This window comes from Ignavibacteria bacterium (assembly GCA_041649015.1).
Lineage (GTDB): Bacteria > Bacteroidota > Ignavibacteria > Tepidaquicellales > Tepidaquicellaceae > CAIKZJ01.
Window position 1 is genome coordinate 586776 of the sequence record JBAZNU010000002.1, and the last position, 18104, is coordinate 604879.

Here is an 18104-nt window from a genome sequence, read left to right on the forward strand (position 1 = left end):
CTCGAAGAGGGGGACTCGAACCCCCAACCCTTCGGTTAACAGCCGAATGCTCCACCATTGAGCTATCTTCGAATTATCAATAAAAATACCTCAATTTTTTAAAATAGTCAATGACATAAATTTATGATTTCTGTTAAATTTTGAAGAAAATCCAGTGAATTTAATGAGAAATCGTAACAACAAAAGCAGAAATCTTTGAAACTGTTTATTCATTACAAAAATTGAATAACTTGATTATATTAAAACTTGCAAATAATGAAACTATTTAAGTTAATAATATTATCCCGACCAAAACAATGGCTAAAGAACCTATTCGTTTTTGCACCGATTCTGTTTGCGGGTCAAATGATGAATTTTGATTTAGTAATAATGAGTATGCTTGCCTTTGTAGCATTTTCGTTTACATCAAGCATTGTTTATATTATTAATGACATAGTGGACAGAGATGCTGACAGAATTCACAAAAAGAAACGGTTCCGCCCGATTGCATCGGGAGAAGTAAACGTAAAAGAAGCACTTATTTTTGCTTTATTTTTAACGGTAATTGTTATATTAATACTTTTAAAGCTTAATATAGTATTTGCATTGGTGATAGGTGTATATGTGACAATGAATCTGTTTTATTCATTAAAGTTGAAGCATATTGTGATACTTGATGTATTTATAATTTCACTTGGGTTTATGCTCAGAGTTGAAGGTGGAGCGGCAGCTATAGGAGTACCGATCTCAAGCTGGATGATACTGACTACAATTTTTCTATCTCTTTTTCTTGCAATCTCAAAAAGAAGGGCTGAACTTACAGGTTCTGAGAATGACAATTATGAAAATCAAAGAAAGGTACTCAGTCATTATGACGTTGTTTTTACAGACCAGATGAATACTGTCGCTGTAACTGGTACGATTATCTGTTATGCATTATACACTGTATCAAGCAAAGCAGTAAGCACATTTCATACAGAGAATCTAATATACACAACACCATTTGTAATATACGGAATGTTCAGGTATCTATATTTACTACACAGGAAGAACCTTGGGGAAAGTCCTGAACTTATCGTCACGAAAGATATATCTTTAATAATTAACATCATACTATGGTTTACGTTTTCGTTTTTAATAATCTACAGAAATAAAATACCCGGATTTTAAAACGGAATGAATTCAATCATCAGAGTAAAAAATTATTTCTCGAGCAATCCTACACAGTATAAGTCAGAAGTAATATTATTGTTCTGTTCGCTAATATGGGGGTTTAGTTTTCCTTCGGTGAAGATTGCCCTTAACTACATGTCACCAAATGCGTTTATCTTTTTCAGATTTTTCCTGACTGTTATTATTTTTTACTGTTTTTACGGAAGTAGAATAAAAGAATTTAAAAAGGATGATGTAAGAAAAGGCATTATACTTGGTATATTTCTTTTTTTGGGATTTGTGAGCCAAACAATTGGATTACAGCATACTACATCCGCAAATTCAGCATTAATAACGGGAACATATCTTGTATTAATTCCATTCGTTCAAATAATGGTTATAAAAGTTAAGCCAAAGGTGGAGAATCTTATTGGTGTAATAATAGTTATGTTCGGGATTTATATTCTGTCTGATATAAAGAATACAGAGTTGAATTTCGGGGATATCATAACAATGGTATGTTCGATTGCATTTGCATATCATATAGTGTACCTTGACAAATATTCACGCAACAGCGATGCCCTACCTTTGATTTGGGGACAATATTTAGCAATGGCAGTATTAAGTTTATTATCATTGGTTTTTATAGAACATTTATGGATGGATTCTTTTAAAGTAGAGTTTAACTGGTTTTTAGTATTCTCTATTGTCTTTAACGGAATATTTTCTACATTCATTGCATTATTCTTGGCGATAAAGTTTCAAAAATATACAACACCAATAAGGGCGGGACTTATTTACAACATGGAACAGGTGTTTGCTGTAATATTCGGATTCATTCTTTTATCGGAATTGCTTTCGGGAAACCAGATAGTCGGAGCGTTAATAATTTTGCTTGGATTTATATTTTCAGAATTTTTTCAGGAAATAAAGAAAAAGATTATACATGCGGGCAATTAGAATTATAGTTAAAGGACTTGTGCAAGGTGTCGGATTCAGGTATTACTGTTACAGAACTGCAAAAGAATACGGAATTTCAGGTTACGCTAAGAATTTATACAACGGCGATGTTGAGATACTTGCACAAGGAGAAGAAGGGGTGCTTAAAGATTATATTAAGTGTATGAAAATAGGTTCGCATGCATCAAGGGTAACTACATTACGAATAGAAGAAGCTCAGTATGATGATAAAATGAAAACATTTGAAGTTTATTAAAACACTTGTATTTTTTGCTTTTATTGAATATTATTGAAGAAAAAAGGAGTTGAGTAAAGAGGTTAGCTACAAGTTAATAACCAATAATCAGTGATGGAAAAGAAAATAAGTCTAATAGCAGTAATTGCAGCAGCAGTAATTCTTACAACAAATTTAGCATTTACTCAACAACAATACACATACGATTTTCTAAACCTAAATGTTGACGCCCGTTCATCTGCAATGGCGGGGAGTTTTGTTTCGGTTTCAAATGATGTAAACACGATATTCTACAATCCTGCCGGACTTGCGACACTTGAGGGGAAACAGGCAAGTGTTGGATTCTTTAAGTACTTGATGGATATTAATTCGGGAAACGTTGCATATTCACAGAAATATAAAGACATAGGATACTTCGGAGCGGGTATCAGATACATAAATTACGGAAGCTTTGATAAATACGACGAAAACTTTGAGAACTTAGGAACCTTTGGTGCTAATGAACTTGCACTTTCACTCGGTTATGCGAACAAATACAAGTTCAATTTTCATTACGGAGCTAATGTGAAGTTTATATACTCATCCATAGATGAATATAATTCGATGGCTCTTGCTTTAGATCTTGGTGCTATGTATGTTATACCAGAAGAAAAACTGAACTTCGGGATTAGTATATTAAATTTAGGAACGCAAGTTAAAAAGTATATAAACACGAATGAAAAGCTACCTATAGATTTGCGATTAGGCATGACCAAATCCCTTGAACACCTTCCATTGACAGTAAATATCGGATTTTCTAACCTTCTTGATGAGTATGATAAATTCTTTGAAAGGTTCAAGAATATTGTAGTCGGCGGAGAGTTTACACTTAATGATTATGTACTATTAAGAGTAGGTTATAACAATCCACAGAGGCAGAACTTTAAGACAGGGTCTACGTTAGGCATTAGCGGATTCTCGGCCGGTATCGGAATTAGGTTCGGAGAGAGATATAAACTTGATTATGCTTTTAATTCATTAGGGAATGTAGGAGCTGCTCACAGGTTTAATATTGGGTTTGATATTTAGGTAATAACACAACAGAAAAACAAAAACACTGTTCAAGTTGAACAAGGTTTTTATTTAAAAGAATTATTTAAAATCAGAAAAGATTAATTTTCACACCGTCGTTTTTTATCTTGACCGTAAGTTTTTCAACTTCTTCTATAAGTTTATTTAAGTTATTAAAGAATTTATCGTCATAAATAAACTTACCGACTCCACTATTCTGAGTTTGAATATCAGAAACAATTATATTAAGGTTTGAAACGAGTGAATCAAATTTCACAGTTAGAGACTGAACATCCTTAAATGTACTCTTAATCTCTGGTGAAGTATCATCAAGAAGAGTATTAACACTCTTTAGTGTTTTATCTGCATCATCAGATAAGTTATTTACGTTCTTTCGAGAATCGGCAACAAGACCATTAAGGCTTCTGGAAGTAACAGCAAGATTAGAAATGGTATTTTTTAAATCTCCCTGCATTCTTTTATCACCAACTAGTTCATTTATATTGATTAGAACGAGATCAAGATTATCAGCAGTTTTATTAAATTTACCGATAAGGGTTTTTACGTCTCCAGCCATATCGGAAGCAGTTTTCATTACAGTAGAGATATCAGCACCATTAACACCGAACAGAGGTTTACCATAATCGATCTGGTTAGCATCCTTTCCGGGTCTGATATAAACAGTCTTTCCAGCCATAAGTTCGGGGGATGCGATTTCAATAGAATAATCAGTTTTAATAATCACATCTTTTTCAAGAGCGAAAGTTACTTTGACCGAGTCCCCTTCCAATTCGATTTGAGAAACCTTACCTTTCACAACACCGTTTACAGAAACAGGGTCACCGAAATTTAAGCTTGAAACAGACGGGAAATAAGCTACCATATCCCGCTTATCCTTGCCCATAATAAATCCTTTAGTCCAGAAAATAGTAGCGGTAACAATTACGATGGCGACAAAAATAAAAACACCAACTTTAATCTCAGAAAACTTCTTGTAAAACATGACGTTTTATTATTTTTTAATTTCAAGAATTTTATATTCTATAGTTCCAGCGGGGGCAGTAAAAGAAGCCACTTCTCCCACCTTCTTTCCTAATAACGCTTTACCAAGAGGAGAAACGATAGATATTTTATCCTGTTCAAAATCTGCCTCATCGGGAGAGACTAAATGATAAGACAATTCTTCCTTGCGTTTCAGGTCAAAAACTTTTACTTCAGTAAGTACGTAAGCGGTATCATCAGGGATGTCTGAATCCTCTATAATTTTTACCCTTGAAAGAAGATTCTCAAGTTTGCCAATCTTCATTTCAAGATGAGACTGAGCTTCTTTAGCGGCATCGTATTCTGCATTTTCGGATAAATCACCATGTGAGCGAGCTTCGGCAATCTTATCCGCAATATCTCTTCTTTCAACTGTTTTTAATTCTCTAAGTTGATTTTCAAGTTCTACGAGCCTTTTCCTTTTAAGATAAACAATACCCTGTTCCATTTAATTAACTCTCTTTTTAGTTTTTTCCAATAAAATTAGGTGACCTAATTTATCTCTTTTAGTTTTTAGATATCTTACATTAATATGATTAGCTTCAATTTCAATAGGAATCCGTTCAACTACTTCGAGACCATACCCAATCAAACCTATAATCTTTTTAGGATTATTTGTAAGAAGTTTTATTTTCTTTAGTCCCAGGTCACGAAGTATTTGAGCTCCAATACCGTAGTCTCTTAAATCTGCCTGAAAACCGAGTTCAACGTTTGCTTCGACAGTATCTTTTCCTTTTTCCTGAAGATTATAAGCCTTAAGTTTATTAACGAGACCTATCCCCCTGCCTTCCTGTCTCATGTATAGAACTACACCTTTACCTACTTTCTCAATCAACTGCATAGATTTAGTAAGCTGCTCCCGACAGTCACATCTCAGAGAGCCAAAAATATCACCAGTCATGCATTCTGAATGAACTCTAACAAGCACAGGTTTATTTATTTTAATATTTCCTTTAACAAGAGCTATGTGTTCTTTTCTATCAACAATACTGCGATAAATATGAATATTAAAATTCCCGAATTTACTCGGGAGTTTAGCATCAACAAGTCTTGACACGAGAATATCTTTTGTAAGCCTGTATTTGATAAGGTCTTTAATCGAGATTATTTTCAGCTTAAACTTATTTGCAAGCTCGATAAGTTCGGGTAGACGCGCCATTTCACCGTTTTCTTTCAGTACTTCACAAAGAACGCCTGCAGGATAATGACCAGCAAGCTTTGCGAGGTCAACCGCGGCTTCCGTATGCCCAGCTCTTTTCAATACTCCGCCCTCCTCGGCTTTAAGTGGGAAAATATGCCCCGGTTTACCGAGTGAAACAGGTTTAGTATTTTTATCAACAAGAGCTTTAATAGTTTTGTGACGGTCGAAAGCTGAAATTCCTGTTGTAGTACCAACCAAATAATCAACACTAACAGTAAAAGCGGTCTCATGACGTGCAGTATTATCTGCTGTCATCATACCAATTTCAAGTTCTTCAAGCCTTTTCTGTTGCATAGGAACACAAATAAGTCCACGAGCATGACGAACGAGGAAGTTGACGAGTTCGGGTGTTGATTTCTCCGCAGAGAAAATCATATCGCCTTCATTTTCACGATCCTCATCATCAACGACTATTATGATTTTACCTTTTTTAAAATCATTAATAGCAGATTCAATAGAATCCAGTATAGTATTCTTCTTATCCATTCAGGATTTTGTTAAAATTACTTCTTACCCTGGTCAGTTAATCCGATTATAGTAGCAATACCTGTTTTTTCGAGTTTGACTTTAACGCTATCATCAATTTTTACAAGAACGGTTTTATCGTCGAGACCTTCGACAACACCATGAATTCCTCCTGCAGTGATAATCTTATCACCTTTCTTAACTCCTTCAAGAAGTTTTGTTCTTTCCTTCTGCCTTTTTTGCTGAGGTCTAAGAATAAGGAAATAGAAAACTACAATGATTAGCAGAAAAGGTACTATAGTTGATAGTAAATCTGCTCCACCTGCCTGCAAAAAGATACCAAATAAAATGTTCATATTTGTTTGTTTGAATTATATTTTAATAAAAATGTTTGTTTAAATTCTTTAAATCTGTTAATACTAATAGCCATTCTTATGTCTTTCATCAGTTTAAGATAAAAACCTAAATTATGTAATGAAGCAAGCTGTGCACCAAGAATTTCTTTTGCCATGAATAGATGCCTCAAGTACGCAAACGAGAAATTCTTAGAAGTATAAGTTATACATTCATCGTCAATCAGTCTGAAATCGTAAGCATACTTTGCATTCTTGATATTTATCTCTCCATAAGTCGTAAATATTCTGCCGTGTCTTGCGTTACGCGTCGGCATGACGCAGTCGAACATGTCCACTCCACGTTCAACCGATTCAAGAATATCAATTGGTGTACCAACCCCCATCAGATATCTTGGTTTATTAACCGGTAGAATGTCAGTGCAATAATCCGTAAGTTCATACATTAGTTCATTCTTTTCACCGACTGCGAGACCACCTATCGCACAACCGTCAAAGTCATTTACAAGTAGTTCCTCAATACTTCTTTTCCGCAACTCTTTGAAAGTACTACCCTGTACAATACAAAACAATCTTTGTTTGTGACCATACAATGAAGACGTGTTCTTGTAAACTTCAAAACACTTTGATTCCCATTTTATTGTTCGCTCAAGTGCCTTTACTGCTTGCTTAAAAGCAGCAGGATAAGCAATACACTCATCGAGAGGCATCATTATATCAGAGCCAATAATCCTCTGAGTGTTAATAACACTTTCAGGTGAAAAGTAATGTTTAGAGCCGTCAATATGAGAACTAAACTTCACGCCACCATCTTCTACCTTCTTAAGAGAAGAAAGACTAAAAACCTGAAAGCCACCACTATCGGTAAGAAGACTTCTTTTCCAATTCATAAACTTATGAAGTCCTCCTGCATTCTGTATAATAGAATTTCCAGGCCTAAGATAAAGATGATACGTATTACCAAGAATAATACGTGAATCGAGATCTTCAAGTTCGGAATTCTTTATTGCTTTGACTGTTGCGACAGTACCGACTGGCATAAAAACAGGAGTTTCGATTACAGAGTTATCTGTTGTAATCATACCTGTTCTTGCTTTAATACCGAGTTCACTGCTATTTGAAAGAACGTTAAAGAACTTCATGGCTTATCTGATGGGTTTCCATTCTTTAGAGACTGACTTCTTAAAAAGAGTAATCCAAATAGAATTTTTTGCCCAATCGAAAAGGACATATAAATATCCAAATTTTCTGTACCGTCTTGGTGATTCAAAAACCATCAAATCTTTACAGAAACGAATCTTTCCAATTTTATGCAACTTCTTGTACAGCTCAAAATCTTCACCTGCACCAAGTTTTTCATTATAACCATTAACCGTTTCGAAAGCTTTTCTTTTAACAATATGACACTCACCTCGAGCCATACCCATAAAAGCAAAATTCAGTAAACGGACATAATTATTGTAAAAATAATGAAAAACTTTGTCTCTGAGTTTTTCCTCATCCGGAAACACTTTTACAGGAAACGCAAGAGCGTTAACGTTATCATCTTTAAGATACTCGAGAATCTTTTCGAAGAAAATATCAATATCTTTAACATAAGTATCAGCGTTAAAAAAAATCAGAACATTACCCGAAGAAGATTTATAACCCATATTTCTTCCTTCGGAAATGTTCTGCTTGTAATCCTTACTTGGAATCACAATTTTATCAACCTTGCCTTCGATTATTGAAAGAGTATTATCCGTACTTCCACCATCACTGACTATAACCTCAACATCATACTTTGCTTTAACAACATCATCAAACTGTTTAATGGTATTTGCTATCAGCTTCTCTTCGTTAAGTGCAGGAATAATAACACTGATAGATTTAGCCATCAGGAAACTATTTGCTCAACAAAGATTTTAATCCTTTTTTATCGAGTGTTTTAATAGCTTCGGTAGAAATTTTCATAGTAACATAGCGTTTTTCATCTTCAAGCCAGATTCTTTTCTTCTGCAGGTTAGGTAACTGTCTTCTTTTAGACCTGTTGTTTGCATGAGAAACGTTATTACCTGTCATAGGTTTTTTACCAGTTATTTTACAAACTCTTGCCATTTTATCTCCTATCCTTTATAAGGTTTATAAGAAGATTCATAAACTTTCATGTTTTTATCAAGAAATTTTACTGAACCTTTTTCGGTTTTAACTGCTTCGACAAGTCTAACGTTAATAATTCTTGTCTCCTGGTTAGTATCGGGATCGATAACGGTGAAATCATGCTTCCTAGCAAGTTTTGCCGCTTTATCCGCAAACGATTGTACTTTTGCCATTTTGTTTTATTTATTTATTAATTTATTTTCTTTAATTGCTTCTTCAATTTTCTTATTTATTTCAAGACGAGAAACCTGTTCAGCCCTGAAAATCATTTTCTTAATAGCATACGGAGTCGATTTTCCATGTCCAATTATTGAGACGCCGTTAACACCCAGCAGAGGAGTACCTCCCTGCTCCTGATAATCGAACTGCTTAAAAATCTTTTTTAATGTCCCATACATCAAACCCATCCATAATTTTTGGAAAATCCCTTTGTCAGCATATTCTCTAAAGTTATATTTTAGAAGATCAAGAACACTTTCTGCTAGTTTAATGATAATGTTACCAACAAACCCATCGCAGATAGCAACATCAACGGTACCTTTCAGCACATCGCTGCCTTCAATGTTACCTACAAAATTAATGGGAGCTTTTTCAAGCATTTCATAAGCCGAAAGAGAAAGCTCATTACCTTTTGTCTTTTCCTCCCCAACGCTTAGAAGTCCTACTTTAGGAGTCTTCTTCTTGTAAATATACTCAGCAAAAACAGAACCCATGATAGCATACTCAACGAGGTGGTCAGGTCTGCAATCAACAGTAGCACCAACATCAAACACAAGAGTTGAGCCCTTGATAGCCGGAAGTTCAGCACCAATTGTTGCTCGACCAATACCCTGAATTCTACCGAGACGTAAAGTCGAATGTGAAAGAACGGCGCCAGTATTGCCGGCGCTAACCAATGCATCTGCTTTTTTCTCACGCTGAAGCTTTAAAGCAACGTTTAAAGATGAATTTGGCTTGGTTTTGTAAACTTCAGCCGGTAAATCATCCATCGTAACATAATCCTCAGAATGAATAACCTTTAGATTATTTAGAGTTATATTTTTATTTTTTAATACTTCATTGATCTTTTTTTCAGGACCAACGAGAATAACTTCAATATTACTGTTCTCAGCAGCGGCTTCAGCAGCACCAAGAACGGGATTAACAGGAGTAAAATCCCCTCCCATAGCATCAACGGCTATACGAATAATTTTATTACCCTCCTGCGGCATTAAATCTATTTCTTAGGAAGAACAATACTCTTACCATCGTAGAAACCGCATGCAGGACAAATCTGATGACTTGGTTTCATTTCATTGCAATTTGAGCATTTGACAAGAGTAGGAGCGGCTGCTTTGTAATGCGTTCTGCGTTTTCTACCCCTCGTTTTCGAATGTCTTCTTTTTGGATTTGGCATTTTAACTTATTTAATTAATTCTTGTTTAATAATTTATTCCACACAGGGTTCACTTCCTGTTTAATGTCGATTCTAAGGATATCATTAATATCTTTCTTACAAAATGAGCAAATACCGTTATTATCTTCGGGCACATGTCTCATCGGCAAGGAAATTAATATATTTTCCCTTACCACGTTTTTAAGGTCAATGCTGTTCGTTTCCGGAGAAATGAAGAACATATTATCATCATCGCTCGATTGAATTTCCAGATCATTCTTTGAATACTTGAACACGACATCGAAAACAGTCTCGAGAACATAGTCAAAATCATCAGTACATCTATCGCATGGAAATATCAAGTCTGCATGGACTTTTATAATAGCATGTATCTGCATATCAGATTTATCCAGCGTAACATCAACATTAATCCCGTCTTTAGGTTTTAAATCATTGAGTTCCAGATAATCGACGTTTTCATGAAACTCGTAATCATGCTTACCATCAGCAAGATTCGAAACAATAATCTTCATCATATCAGCTCCATAATTAACTTTTTAAAATAGAAAAATAAAACATACTTTTGTAAAACAGGAAAAGTTCTGTTTACAAATAATCTATTCAGGAATTAAATTATGATTAAAATTATTATTAACCTAAAAGTACTTTGTATGCAGCAGCATCCATTAACGCATCAAGCTCTGCAGGGTTTGCTACTTCAATTTTAAAAAGCCAACCATCACCGTAAGGGTCAGAATTGACTTTAGAAGCAGCGTCATTAATACCGGAATTTACCTCAGTTATTTTACCAGATAACGGGCTGAAGACCTCTGAAACAGTCTTAACAGCTTCGATTGAACAGACAACATCGTTAACTGCTACGGAATCGCCAACTGATTTAGTAAAATCAACGAAAATAATATCGCCGAGTTCTCCCTGTGCATAATCTGTAACACCTACAACAGCAACATTGCCATCAACAATAACATACTCGTGATCTTTAGTGAACTTCAAATTTTCGGGAATATTCATAATATTAACTAATTTAATAATTATACAAAAAGTTCTAAGTATGCAAAAAACATATTTTTAGATACTTAAAACCTTATGAATTTGATATATAACTTAATGTAACAACTATAAATATAATAAAAATATGTAGTTTTTACAATTCAAATATTGGGTAGTTTGGGTAACAAGTTCCAGGGCTTTAATTTTTAAAAAAATTGTGATTAGATCCCCGCCAAATGCGAGCGGGGATGACAAAATATTTACTAATAATCGATGATGAATGTTTTATTTGGTTTAACGGGAGGTGGCTCCTGTTTAAATAAACTTTTTTTAGGGATAGAGCCTTTTATGTATATGCCGCCGCATTCCGCCCATTTTTTCATTGTGTTTACAGGACCCTCGGAAACGATTGCCGGAAAAACGAGAACAGTTTTAAAATCATTGAGGAAAGGGAAAGAGTTATCGGCAGTATCAAACGTAAAGCGGGATGTACCCGCGGCAGAGATTTTAAAATCATCAACTTTTTCATCGAGATATATAGCTGCTTTTTTCTGCTCTGATTCAGGATTTACAGGGTCAACGGCATAAATAACAGATACAAAAGTATAGGGCGGTTCAAAATCATGAGTCTGATTCTTGTATAGTTTATTTATTTCGGGGTGCTGAAATTCGAGAGTAAGTTTATTCTTATCAAGTATCACGTTTTTATTTCTGTAAGTGAAATTAGTTGGAAGAATCCTTGCTTCAGAGCTAATTCCCCATAGTTTAATATTTCTATGGTTGAATTTGTATATTTTCAGGTTAGAATAAACACCGGGTCTTTTTGAAAGAATCCAAAGTTGTTTCAATAAAGGAGACTTATTCAGAAAGTTTGCGAAAGCAGATACCTTTGTGAAAAGACTTTCATTTTCCAGTGCTTTATCTGAGAAAGATTTATTGTAAGTCTCATTAAGCCGGTAAGCAAGAACCTTCTTATTTTTAATACGATATACCATATTCCCTACTTTACCAGAAGGTTTTCCGAGAAGACCACCTTTCATTTCCGCCATAAAAGTAAAATTTAAATTTAAAAATTAATGCGTTTAATAATACCGATAGATAAAGCAATAAGCATTCATCGACGATTAATGGGAAGTTAATTGAAAATTCTGTGAATTACAAGTGGAATTTAAGTGGGCTTGAAGTGGACTTTAAGCGGGGTTTAAGAAACCTTTAATTTTTGTTGTTATTTGGATATTTACTTCAAATACATCCAAATAAAACAGATTTTTACAAGATTTATTTTATTTAATCTCGCATATTACAATATATAATAATTTTTTATAAATGTCAAGTAAATTAAATAATTATTTCAAAGAAAGCAGTGGGTAACAAATAATGTAACCATGTGAGTTGAAAAAAATGATGACAGTTTAAAAAGAGTAGAAAATTAAAATGGAGTCCTATTGTAAAATTCAGTAGATTATATGTTTAGTTTAAAAATATAAAAACCCGCGAATGTCTCGCGGGTTTTTGTTTGTATATTTAAAAATATTGGATTATTTATTTCCAATTATTTTACAAGCACCATACGCTTTACGCTTGAAAAATCACCTGATTGGATTTTATAGAAGTAAACACCGCTGCTGAGATTAGAACCGTTGAAATCAACGGTGTAATATCCTGCCTGCTTTACTTCGTTTACAAGTGTCTTAATTTCTCTACCCGTGATGTCATAGATTTTCAGAGATACGAAACCCTGCTTCGGCAACGCAAAGTTTATCTTTGTGTTTGGATTAAATGGGTTCGGATAGTTCTGAGAAATACTATACTCGTCAGGGACTATATTGCTAAATGTTGCAGATTCCTTGTTTTCTTCTGTTTTTGTGAGCAGAATGTCTTCAATTTGCTTTCTGTCTTTTTCTTCTCTCGTTAAAGATTTTGAAGTACGCATTATGGAAACAGCTTTCATCTTTGCTTCATCGTATTTCGATTTTATTCTTGCTATTTCCTGTTTTGCGGTTTCATTGCTGTTAGTTCTTGAAGCTGCATCTTTCTCAATCTTTGAGAATTTTTCTGCTTTTGTTCTATCAAATGATTTCTTTACCATTTTCTTCACAGGGTCGTCGTCAATCTTTCTGTCTATTCTCTTTTTCAATTTCTTATAGTACTCTTCCTGTGTCATGTTTTCTTCCTTGCTTGAAATTCCACCCGAGCCGTTCATCAGGTCTTCTATTTCAGCATAATCATAGCTTGCGAGAAAACTTAAATATTCGTCGGGATGGTAAAGTGCTATGAATTCATACCCCGACATTGCTTCGTAATATTTGGAAATTGACGCCAGACACATCACTGTAATATTGTAAGCGTTTAAATTGAATTCATCGCTGTACAGACCTGATGCAATCTTTGAATCAAGGAAGTATTTCAAGTCGGAATACAAAATATCGTGTGATGTTTGATTTCTTGAGGTATCAAGCTTCTGGTAACATTCATACAGGCTGTACAAACATTCTTCTGTGTATACACTTTGGGGGTGAAGATTAATTAATGTCTTAAATGTTGAAACCGCTCCGTAATTATCGTCGTTCAGCTTTTTTTCAATAGCGGATGAGTATAAACCTTCATCCTCTTCGGGCTGATATCCGGAGTTATTGTCAGTTCTATACAAAGTATCATAGAATCCATTTCCAAGGTCATCAATTTGCCATATTGTTCCTGCATCAGTTGAAATACTACAATTAATATATGAACCTGCGTAATACGGTGTTACAACAGTAGTATCCGAATAATAGTCTCTTAAGGATGAGCTCGGGTTATGGCTGCCATTAAAACAATTGTTTCTTACATAATATACACCTGAGGGTTCGTTTATTCGCCCCTGCAAATGATAATTGTAATAACCTTTCGAAAAATAATTTTGACCCCAGTCCAGTACGACATTTCCATTGTTGTAATAGATATTTCCGTTAGAAGAACTGGTTAATGTGTTTTTGCCGCCTCTCCATACCCAACCTCCGTCAGTGGTGGTTGATATAGGAGCGAAATACGGATATGAATCATTATTCGTTAGGTTCATTATATATGAATAAAACGAGTTTGAAAGCACGTCAGGATTTGCCTGTAAAAGGTCAAGATTCTTCCCGGAGTTGTTTGAAAAAGTGTTATTTTTTATATTTCCGTGTGATAGTCTGTATACAACATTTGTGTTTGATACATTACCGTAACAATTATTGTATTTAAAATTAATATGCGGGTAAGAATTTGTGAACGAAATAAGGGCTGCGGATACAACCCCGTTTGAGATTTCATTTCCCATAACATTGACTGCATAAGTTGGAGAAGCAGACTCTTCGTTGCCTTCGTTTGTATAATACCGCATAAGAATACCTAATCCCTCACCCTGCATCATATATATATGATTGTTTGAAATGGTTATGTTGTTTGTATTTTTTGTTTCGATTACGTAGTGACAGATTGCATCGGTATAGAATGTGTTATTACTAATATTCTTAAAAGCTTCGTAATATCCCGCATCAGTATTCTTCACGAATATTGAACTCATAAGGTTATTAAACGTACAATTTGTAATGGAAGTCTGCTCACCAGCATTTTCAAGAACTATTCCTCTACCGTGGCTGCCTTGAGCAGAGGAAATGGCGCTTCCATTTGCAATCAGGTATGCTCCGTTCTTGAATTCAATTTTTGCGTTCTCGCCAAGCTGGACGATGGAGTTGGGATTAAGTTTTAAGTATGTTCCTGCACCGTCGAATGTTACAGTGGTGTTGTTTCCAACTTTTAATCTTGCATAGCCATCTATTTCAACATGCCCGCTATTATTAATAGTATGCGATGTCCCTAAATATGATAACTCGGAGTTTTGAAAAATATGCGAAAAAGAATTCGGACTCCAGTTCATTATAGCACCATAATCTAAAATTGTACCACCATAACATGTATTCAGTTGTGCTGCAGTTTCTTTTATAAAAACTGAACTCGCAGACAAAACAAGTGTATCTCCGTTGTCAGAGTATTGATTGTATCCGCTAATCCAAAACCTTTTATCGGGCTTAAGAATTATTGTGTCTCCCGGTAAGACATTTATTTTTAAACCTACAATATCTATGTAATTGGGATCATATGAGAAATAAGCAGGAGTAACATAAGTGTTTTTTTCGCTGTTTTCTCCAGATGGAATTGGCGGATTTGAAAAATATGGGAAGAAAACTGAGGCACTATCTATTGTGTTATATCCGTATTTATCTGATAAACCGGTATAATTATAAACCGTATCAAAAATTACCTTTGTCCCAAGTTCGAGCTCTCTAATACTATTATCAATCATTGCACGCGGTGAAATTGGAAACGGTGTTGTTCTGGCATAAAAGTTTTTTTCCATCGGATTATCCTGACCCAGAATCACTTTCCAAAGTTTATATTCTTTGCTTGGTTTTCCATTTGCTAATGAATCCCATGTTGCTATAGTATCTATTGCTATTTCAACAGAATCGTTGTGTTTTTTGCTGAATAATATTCTTCTATTCAAAGGACTTTCAGAAAGATATCTGACATATAGATCTCTGCTATATCCCCCGGTATAGGTTCTGCCATATTTACTATCTAATGAATTTATATAAAACTGATATTTTTCGTTTGTTTCTGCTACCGAAATAGTTATTTTATATTTTGCAAACCCCCAGGATAAATTTTCATTTGGCAATGGAAATTCTATACCCGAACAATGCCCTATATCAAAAATATTTCCATCTGTATCCATCGTCTTTGTCATATAAGCCATGTTGTTTTGTATTGTTGATTGCCCTGGTCTAAAAATCTCCAGTATATCCCATTTTGAATTTCCAGTACTCTATTAACAGGTACATTAAAACTGTCTTTTGGTTCTGTAATTCCTTCGAAAGGAACTGAAACAATTTCAATAGTTGCAGTAATATTAAACCCAGTTTTACCAACGATACAGAAATCACCCGAAAAGGCAGCAGGTTCAGTTGAAGAGAGTTTTTGATTACTCATTATTAAAATGAGTATAGATATGATTGAAACATATATATTTTTCATTGTTTTAAGATTTTAATTTTCATGAAAATCAATTAAGTTCCAAATTGAAATAAGGGCACCGCTTTAATACTTACGTATTAAAGATTCAAAACGTTGGACGCGTTTTCCTTTTATTAAAGGTTGATTTGGTGCCCTGTTTATTTTAAGGAGCCCTGATAATATTTATATTATTTTATTTTAGTAAAATCATTGATTTTGTAATTTTTATATCATCTGATTCTAATGTATATAAGTATATTCCCGAGGATAACCCTGCTCCGTTGAAAACAATTTCATACTCACCAATACTTTTCCTATTATTAACAATTGTATTTATTTTCCTACCCGTTATATCATATATTGAAAGCGTAACATAGCCTTCTTTCTTAACAGAATATTTGATTTTAGTAAAAGGATTGAAAGGATTGGGGAAGTTTTGATATAATGCGATACTCTTTGGTAATACGGTGCTATTTTCGTAAACTTTTACAATCCCCTGAGGATTATAGACCCACACTCCTTCACTTGCACAAATCCATACATTATTATATTTATCTTTTTTAAAATCACCTACCGTTGTAGAATTTGTATCAAGTGCGGTAACCCAGTTTGTATCATTAAAAATTGTAAATCCTCCACCAGCAATTCCTATCCATTTAGTATTCTGTTCATCAAAAAATATACTATATGTATTATTCCATGGAAGTCCGGAGTTTGTTGAAGTATATATTGTCCATTGATTTTGATCTGAATTGAATTTAGCTACTCCGCCAAAACGTGTACAAAACCATTTATTGTCAAAATTATCTATTCCAACTCGCTCTATAAAATCACTTTCTAAAGGTGTATTGTTATGGTTATATATTGTCCAGCTTGTATCGTTAAACCTTGCTATCCCGCCTTGCACAGTGCCTATCCATTTAATATTATTTTCGAATTGAACATCAGTTACAGAATTATCAGGAAGTCCCGAATTTGCCGTATAATATCTTACCCATTTATTTATACTACTGAGATATTTAAGCAAACCTAAGGTTTGACTGCAAGCCCAAAGTGTATTATTGTTGTCAACCCTTAGCCGGTTTATTGCAAGCAATGGATATCCCAAATTAGTATTATAATAAAGCGTCCAGTTTATTCCGTCATACTTAACAATTCCTTTGTTCCTCGTTGCAATCCATATATTATTTTCCTTGTCTTTTATAATGGATTGAATAAAATTATTAGGAATCAATGAATTTGTAGTATCCCATACAGTCCATGTATTTCCTTTAAGTCTTGCAAGCCCGTTGTTAGTTGCAAACCATTTAGCATTTGTACTGTCTATTATTATATCAGGCACAATATTTCCGGGTAGTCCCGAGTTGTTTGGATGATAATATTTCCATTGATTTTGCCCGTATGCAAGATTAGTTGTAGAAAACAAAGCTAATATTAATAATAATAATGCCGGTAGTTTTATGCTTTCCATTTTTATTGATTATTTTAATAAAACAATTCTATGTGATTTTATCTCAACTTCTGTTTTCAAAACGGCAAAATAAACGCCGCTTGCCAAATTACTTCCATTAAATCTGAATTCATGAATTCCTTTATTGTATTTACCATTTGCAAGCATAGAAACCAACCTGCCTTTTATATCATATATTTTTAATGTGATATCAGAATACTTTGAAAGAGATAACTTTATCCTGGTTTCATTGTTAAATGGATTAGGGTAATTTTCAATAATGCTGTAAATAGCAGGTACTATTTTTTCATCGTGTGTTACGCTGACAATTCCGTTAGGATTATAGATAGCTATTCCATTCAAGTTACCTATCAATAAATTATTATATTTGTCAAATTCAAATGCAGTTGGAGTTCCTGCCGGTATTATTTCAAATCCATTGCTTGAATATCTGTACAAAGTCGTCCTATATCGAAAATACGCATTTGAATCGTCTGCTATTACACCATTCACCATATTACTACCTGTAAACCCTAATGAATCAGCTAAATCAAAAGCCGTCCATACGTTTTGTGCTGAATTAAACTTCGCAGCTCCGCCGAAATATGTCCCCACCCATTTATTTCTGCTTTTGTCAATGTATATAGCTATTGCAACAT

Annotated in this window: 21 protein-coding genes and 1 tRNA gene; 4 read left to right on the forward strand and 18 right to left on the reverse strand. The window is 34.2% G+C overall.

Annotated features, from left to right (window positions below):
• Nucleotides 1-72 (reverse strand) — tRNA-Asn (locus WC644_05735).
• Nucleotides 73-255: 183 nt separating this feature from the next.
• Between WC644_05735 and WC644_05740 the strand changes: the two genes are divergently transcribed.
• The 4 genes from WC644_05740 to porQ all read left to right on the forward strand — a co-directional run bounded on the left by WC644_05740 (nt 256) and on the right by porQ (nt 3394).
• Nucleotides 256-1149: a decaprenyl-phosphate phosphoribosyltransferase gene (locus WC644_05740; GenBank protein MFA5011438.1), complete on the forward strand. Its 894-nt coding sequence runs from the start codon at nt 256-258 to the stop codon at nt 1147-1149.
• A gap of 6 nt (nt 1150-1155) precedes the next feature.
• Entirely contained in the window at nt 1156-2091 is a 936-nt protein-coding gene (locus WC644_05745; protein MFA5011439.1) for a DMT family transporter, read from the forward strand.
• Nucleotides 2078-2347, forward strand: coding sequence for an acylphosphatase (locus WC644_05750; protein MFA5011440.1), 270 nt, complete (start codon nt 2078-2080; stop codon nt 2345-2347). The genes WC644_05745 and WC644_05750 overlap by 14 nt, the downstream gene beginning before the upstream one ends.
• A 93-nt stretch (nt 2348-2440) precedes the next feature.
• Complete coding sequence (porQ, locus tag WC644_05755; protein MFA5011441.1) at nt 2441-3394, forward strand: type IX secretion system protein PorQ; 954 nt, start codon at nt 2441-2443, stop codon at nt 3392-3394.
• A gap of 73 nt (nt 3395-3467) precedes the next feature.
• On the opposite strand, the gene WC644_05760 is transcribed toward porQ, so the two are convergent.
• The 17 genes from WC644_05760 to WC644_05840 all read right to left on the reverse strand — a co-directional run.
• On the reverse strand, nt 3468-4379 hold the full coding sequence (locus WC644_05760) for an MlaD family protein (protein ID MFA5011442.1): 912 nt from the start codon (nt 4377-4379) through the stop codon (nt 3468-3470).
• Between the two features lie 9 nt (nt 4380-4388).
• Nucleotides 4389-4865, reverse strand: a complete 477-nt coding sequence (gene greA, locus WC644_05765; GenBank protein ID MFA5011443.1) for a transcription elongation factor GreA — start codon at nt 4863-4865, stop codon at nt 4389-4391.
• On the reverse strand, nt 4866-6104 hold the full coding sequence (locus WC644_05770) for a bifunctional 3,4-dihydroxy-2-butanone-4-phosphate synthase/GTP cyclohydrolase II (protein ID MFA5011444.1): 1239 nt from the start codon (nt 6102-6104) through the stop codon (nt 4866-4868).
• Between the two features lie 17 nt (nt 6105-6121).
• Complete coding sequence (gene yajC, locus WC644_05775) at nt 6122-6439, reverse strand: preprotein translocase subunit YajC (protein ID MFA5011445.1); 318 nt, start codon at nt 6437-6439, stop codon at nt 6122-6124.
• Nucleotides 6436-7578 (reverse strand): tRNA guanosine(34) transglycosylase Tgt, encoded by a 1143-nt coding sequence (gene tgt / locus WC644_05780; GenBank protein MFA5011446.1) that lies wholly within the window; start codon nt 7576-7578, stop codon nt 6436-6438. Before tgt ends, yajC begins: the two co-directional genes overlap by 4 nt.
• A gap of 3 nt (nt 7579-7581) precedes the next feature.
• Nucleotides 7582-8313, reverse strand: a complete 732-nt coding sequence (locus tag WC644_05785) for a glycosyltransferase (protein MFA5011447.1) — start codon at nt 8311-8313, stop codon at nt 7582-7584.
• Nucleotides 8314-8320: 7 nt separating this feature from the next.
• Complete coding sequence (rpmB, locus tag WC644_05790; GenBank protein MFA5011448.1) at nt 8321-8533, reverse strand: 50S ribosomal protein L28; 213 nt, start codon at nt 8531-8533, stop codon at nt 8321-8323.
• 8 nt (nt 8534-8541) lie between these two features.
• Nucleotides 8542-8748, reverse strand: coding sequence for a hypothetical protein (locus WC644_05795; protein ID MFA5011449.1), 207 nt, complete (start codon nt 8746-8748; stop codon nt 8542-8544).
• 6 nt (nt 8749-8754) lie between these two features.
• Nucleotides 8755-9786, reverse strand: coding sequence for a phosphate acyltransferase PlsX (plsX, locus tag WC644_05800; protein MFA5011450.1), 1032 nt, complete (start codon nt 9784-9786; stop codon nt 8755-8757).
• Between the two features lie 5 nt (nt 9787-9791).
• Complete coding sequence (gene rpmF, locus WC644_05805; GenBank protein MFA5011451.1) at nt 9792-9971, reverse strand: 50S ribosomal protein L32; 180 nt, start codon at nt 9969-9971, stop codon at nt 9792-9794.
• Between the two features lie 14 nt (nt 9972-9985).
• Nucleotides 9986-10486 (reverse strand): DUF177 domain-containing protein, encoded by a 501-nt coding sequence (locus WC644_05810; protein ID MFA5011452.1) that lies wholly within the window; start codon nt 10484-10486, stop codon nt 9986-9988.
• A gap of 115 nt (nt 10487-10601) precedes the next feature.
• On the reverse strand, nt 10602-10982 hold the full coding sequence (gcvH, locus tag WC644_05815; GenBank protein ID MFA5011453.1) for a glycine cleavage system protein GcvH: 381 nt from the start codon (nt 10980-10982) through the stop codon (nt 10602-10604).
• A gap of 242 nt (nt 10983-11224) precedes the next feature.
• Nucleotides 11225-12010, reverse strand: coding sequence for a hypothetical protein (locus tag WC644_05820; GenBank protein MFA5011454.1), 786 nt, complete (start codon nt 12008-12010; stop codon nt 11225-11227).
• Nucleotides 12011-12513: 503 nt separating this feature from the next.
• Nucleotides 12514-15729, reverse strand: coding sequence for a T9SS type A sorting domain-containing protein (locus WC644_05825; GenBank protein MFA5011455.1), 3216 nt, complete (start codon nt 15727-15729; stop codon nt 12514-12516).
• Nucleotides 15726-16016: a hypothetical protein gene (locus WC644_05830; protein MFA5011456.1), complete on the reverse strand. Its 291-nt coding sequence runs from the start codon at nt 16014-16016 to the stop codon at nt 15726-15728. Before WC644_05830 ends, WC644_05825 begins: the two co-directional genes overlap by 4 nt.
• A 172-nt stretch (nt 16017-16188) precedes the next feature.
• Nucleotides 16189-17466, reverse strand: coding sequence for a two-component regulator propeller domain-containing protein (locus WC644_05835; protein MFA5011457.1), 1278 nt, complete (start codon nt 17464-17466; stop codon nt 16189-16191).
• Between the two features lie 9 nt (nt 17467-17475).
• Nucleotides 17476-18104: T9SS type A sorting domain-containing protein (locus WC644_05840; protein MFA5011458.1), on the reverse strand; the 629-nt coding region annotated here is incomplete at its 5' end.

Excerpts from the sequence above, each read along its gene's own strand:
- WC644_05825 (MFA5011455.1), bottom strand. The coding sequence starts at position 15,729 with ATGACAAAGACGATGGATACAGATGGAAATATTTTTGATATAGGGCAT.
- WC644_05795 (MFA5011449.1), bottom strand. The coding sequence starts at position 8,748 with ATGGCAAAAGTACAATCGTTTGCGGATAAAGCGGCAAAACTTGCTAGG.
- yajC (MFA5011445.1), bottom strand. The coding sequence starts at position 6,439 with ATGAACATTTTATTTGGTATCTTTTTGCAGGCAGGTGGAGCAGATTTA.
- tgt (MFA5011446.1), bottom strand. The coding sequence starts at position 7,578 with ATGAAGTTCTTTAACGTTCTTTCAAATAGCAGTGAACTCGGTATTAAA.
- rpmB (MFA5011448.1), bottom strand. The coding sequence starts at position 8,533 with ATGGCAAGAGTTTGTAAAATAACTGGTAAAAAACCTATGACAGGTAAT.
- WC644_05770 (MFA5011444.1), bottom strand. The coding sequence starts at position 6,104 with ATGGATAAGAAGAATACTATACTGGATTCTATTGAATCTGCTATTAAT.
- plsX (MFA5011450.1), bottom strand. The coding sequence starts at position 9,786 with ATGCCGCAGGAGGGTAATAAAATTATTCGTATAGCCGTTGATGCTATG.
- WC644_05820 (MFA5011454.1), bottom strand. The coding sequence starts at position 12,010 with ATGGCGGAAATGAAAGGTGGTCTTCTCGGAAAACCTTCTGGTAAAGTA.
- WC644_05750 (MFA5011440.1), top strand. The coding sequence starts at position 2,078 with ATGCGGGCAATTAGAATTATAGTTAAAGGACTTGTGCAAGGTGTCGGA.
- WC644_05760 (MFA5011442.1), bottom strand. The coding sequence starts at position 4,379 with ATGTTTTACAAGAAGTTTTCTGAGATTAAAGTTGGTGTTTTTATTTTT.
- rpmF (MFA5011451.1), bottom strand. The coding sequence starts at position 9,971 with ATGCCAAATCCAAAAAGAAGACATTCGAAAACGAGGGGTAGAAAACGC.
- WC644_05835 (MFA5011457.1), bottom strand. The coding sequence starts at position 17,466 with ATGGAAAGCATAAAACTACCGGCATTATTATTATTAATATTAGCTTTG.
- porQ (MFA5011441.1), top strand. The coding sequence starts at position 2,441 with ATGGAAAAGAAAATAAGTCTAATAGCAGTAATTGCAGCAGCAGTAATT.
- greA (MFA5011443.1), bottom strand. The coding sequence starts at position 4,865 with ATGGAACAGGGTATTGTTTATCTTAAAAGGAAAAGGCTCGTAGAACTT.
- WC644_05810 (MFA5011452.1), bottom strand. The coding sequence starts at position 10,486 with ATGATGAAGATTATTGTTTCGAATCTTGCTGATGGTAAGCATGATTAC.
- WC644_05785 (MFA5011447.1), bottom strand. The coding sequence starts at position 8,313 with ATGGCTAAATCTATCAGTGTTATTATTCCTGCACTTAACGAAGAGAAG.
- WC644_05830 (MFA5011456.1), bottom strand. The coding sequence starts at position 16,016 with ATGAAAAATATATATGTTTCAATCATATCTATACTCATTTTAATAATG.
- gcvH (MFA5011453.1), bottom strand. The coding sequence starts at position 10,982 with ATGAATATTCCCGAAAATTTGAAGTTCACTAAAGATCACGAGTATGTT.
- WC644_05740 (MFA5011438.1), top strand. The coding sequence starts at position 256 with ATGAAACTATTTAAGTTAATAATATTATCCCGACCAAAACAATGGCTA.
- WC644_05745 (MFA5011439.1), top strand. The coding sequence starts at position 1,156 with ATGAATTCAATCATCAGAGTAAAAAATTATTTCTCGAGCAATCCTACA.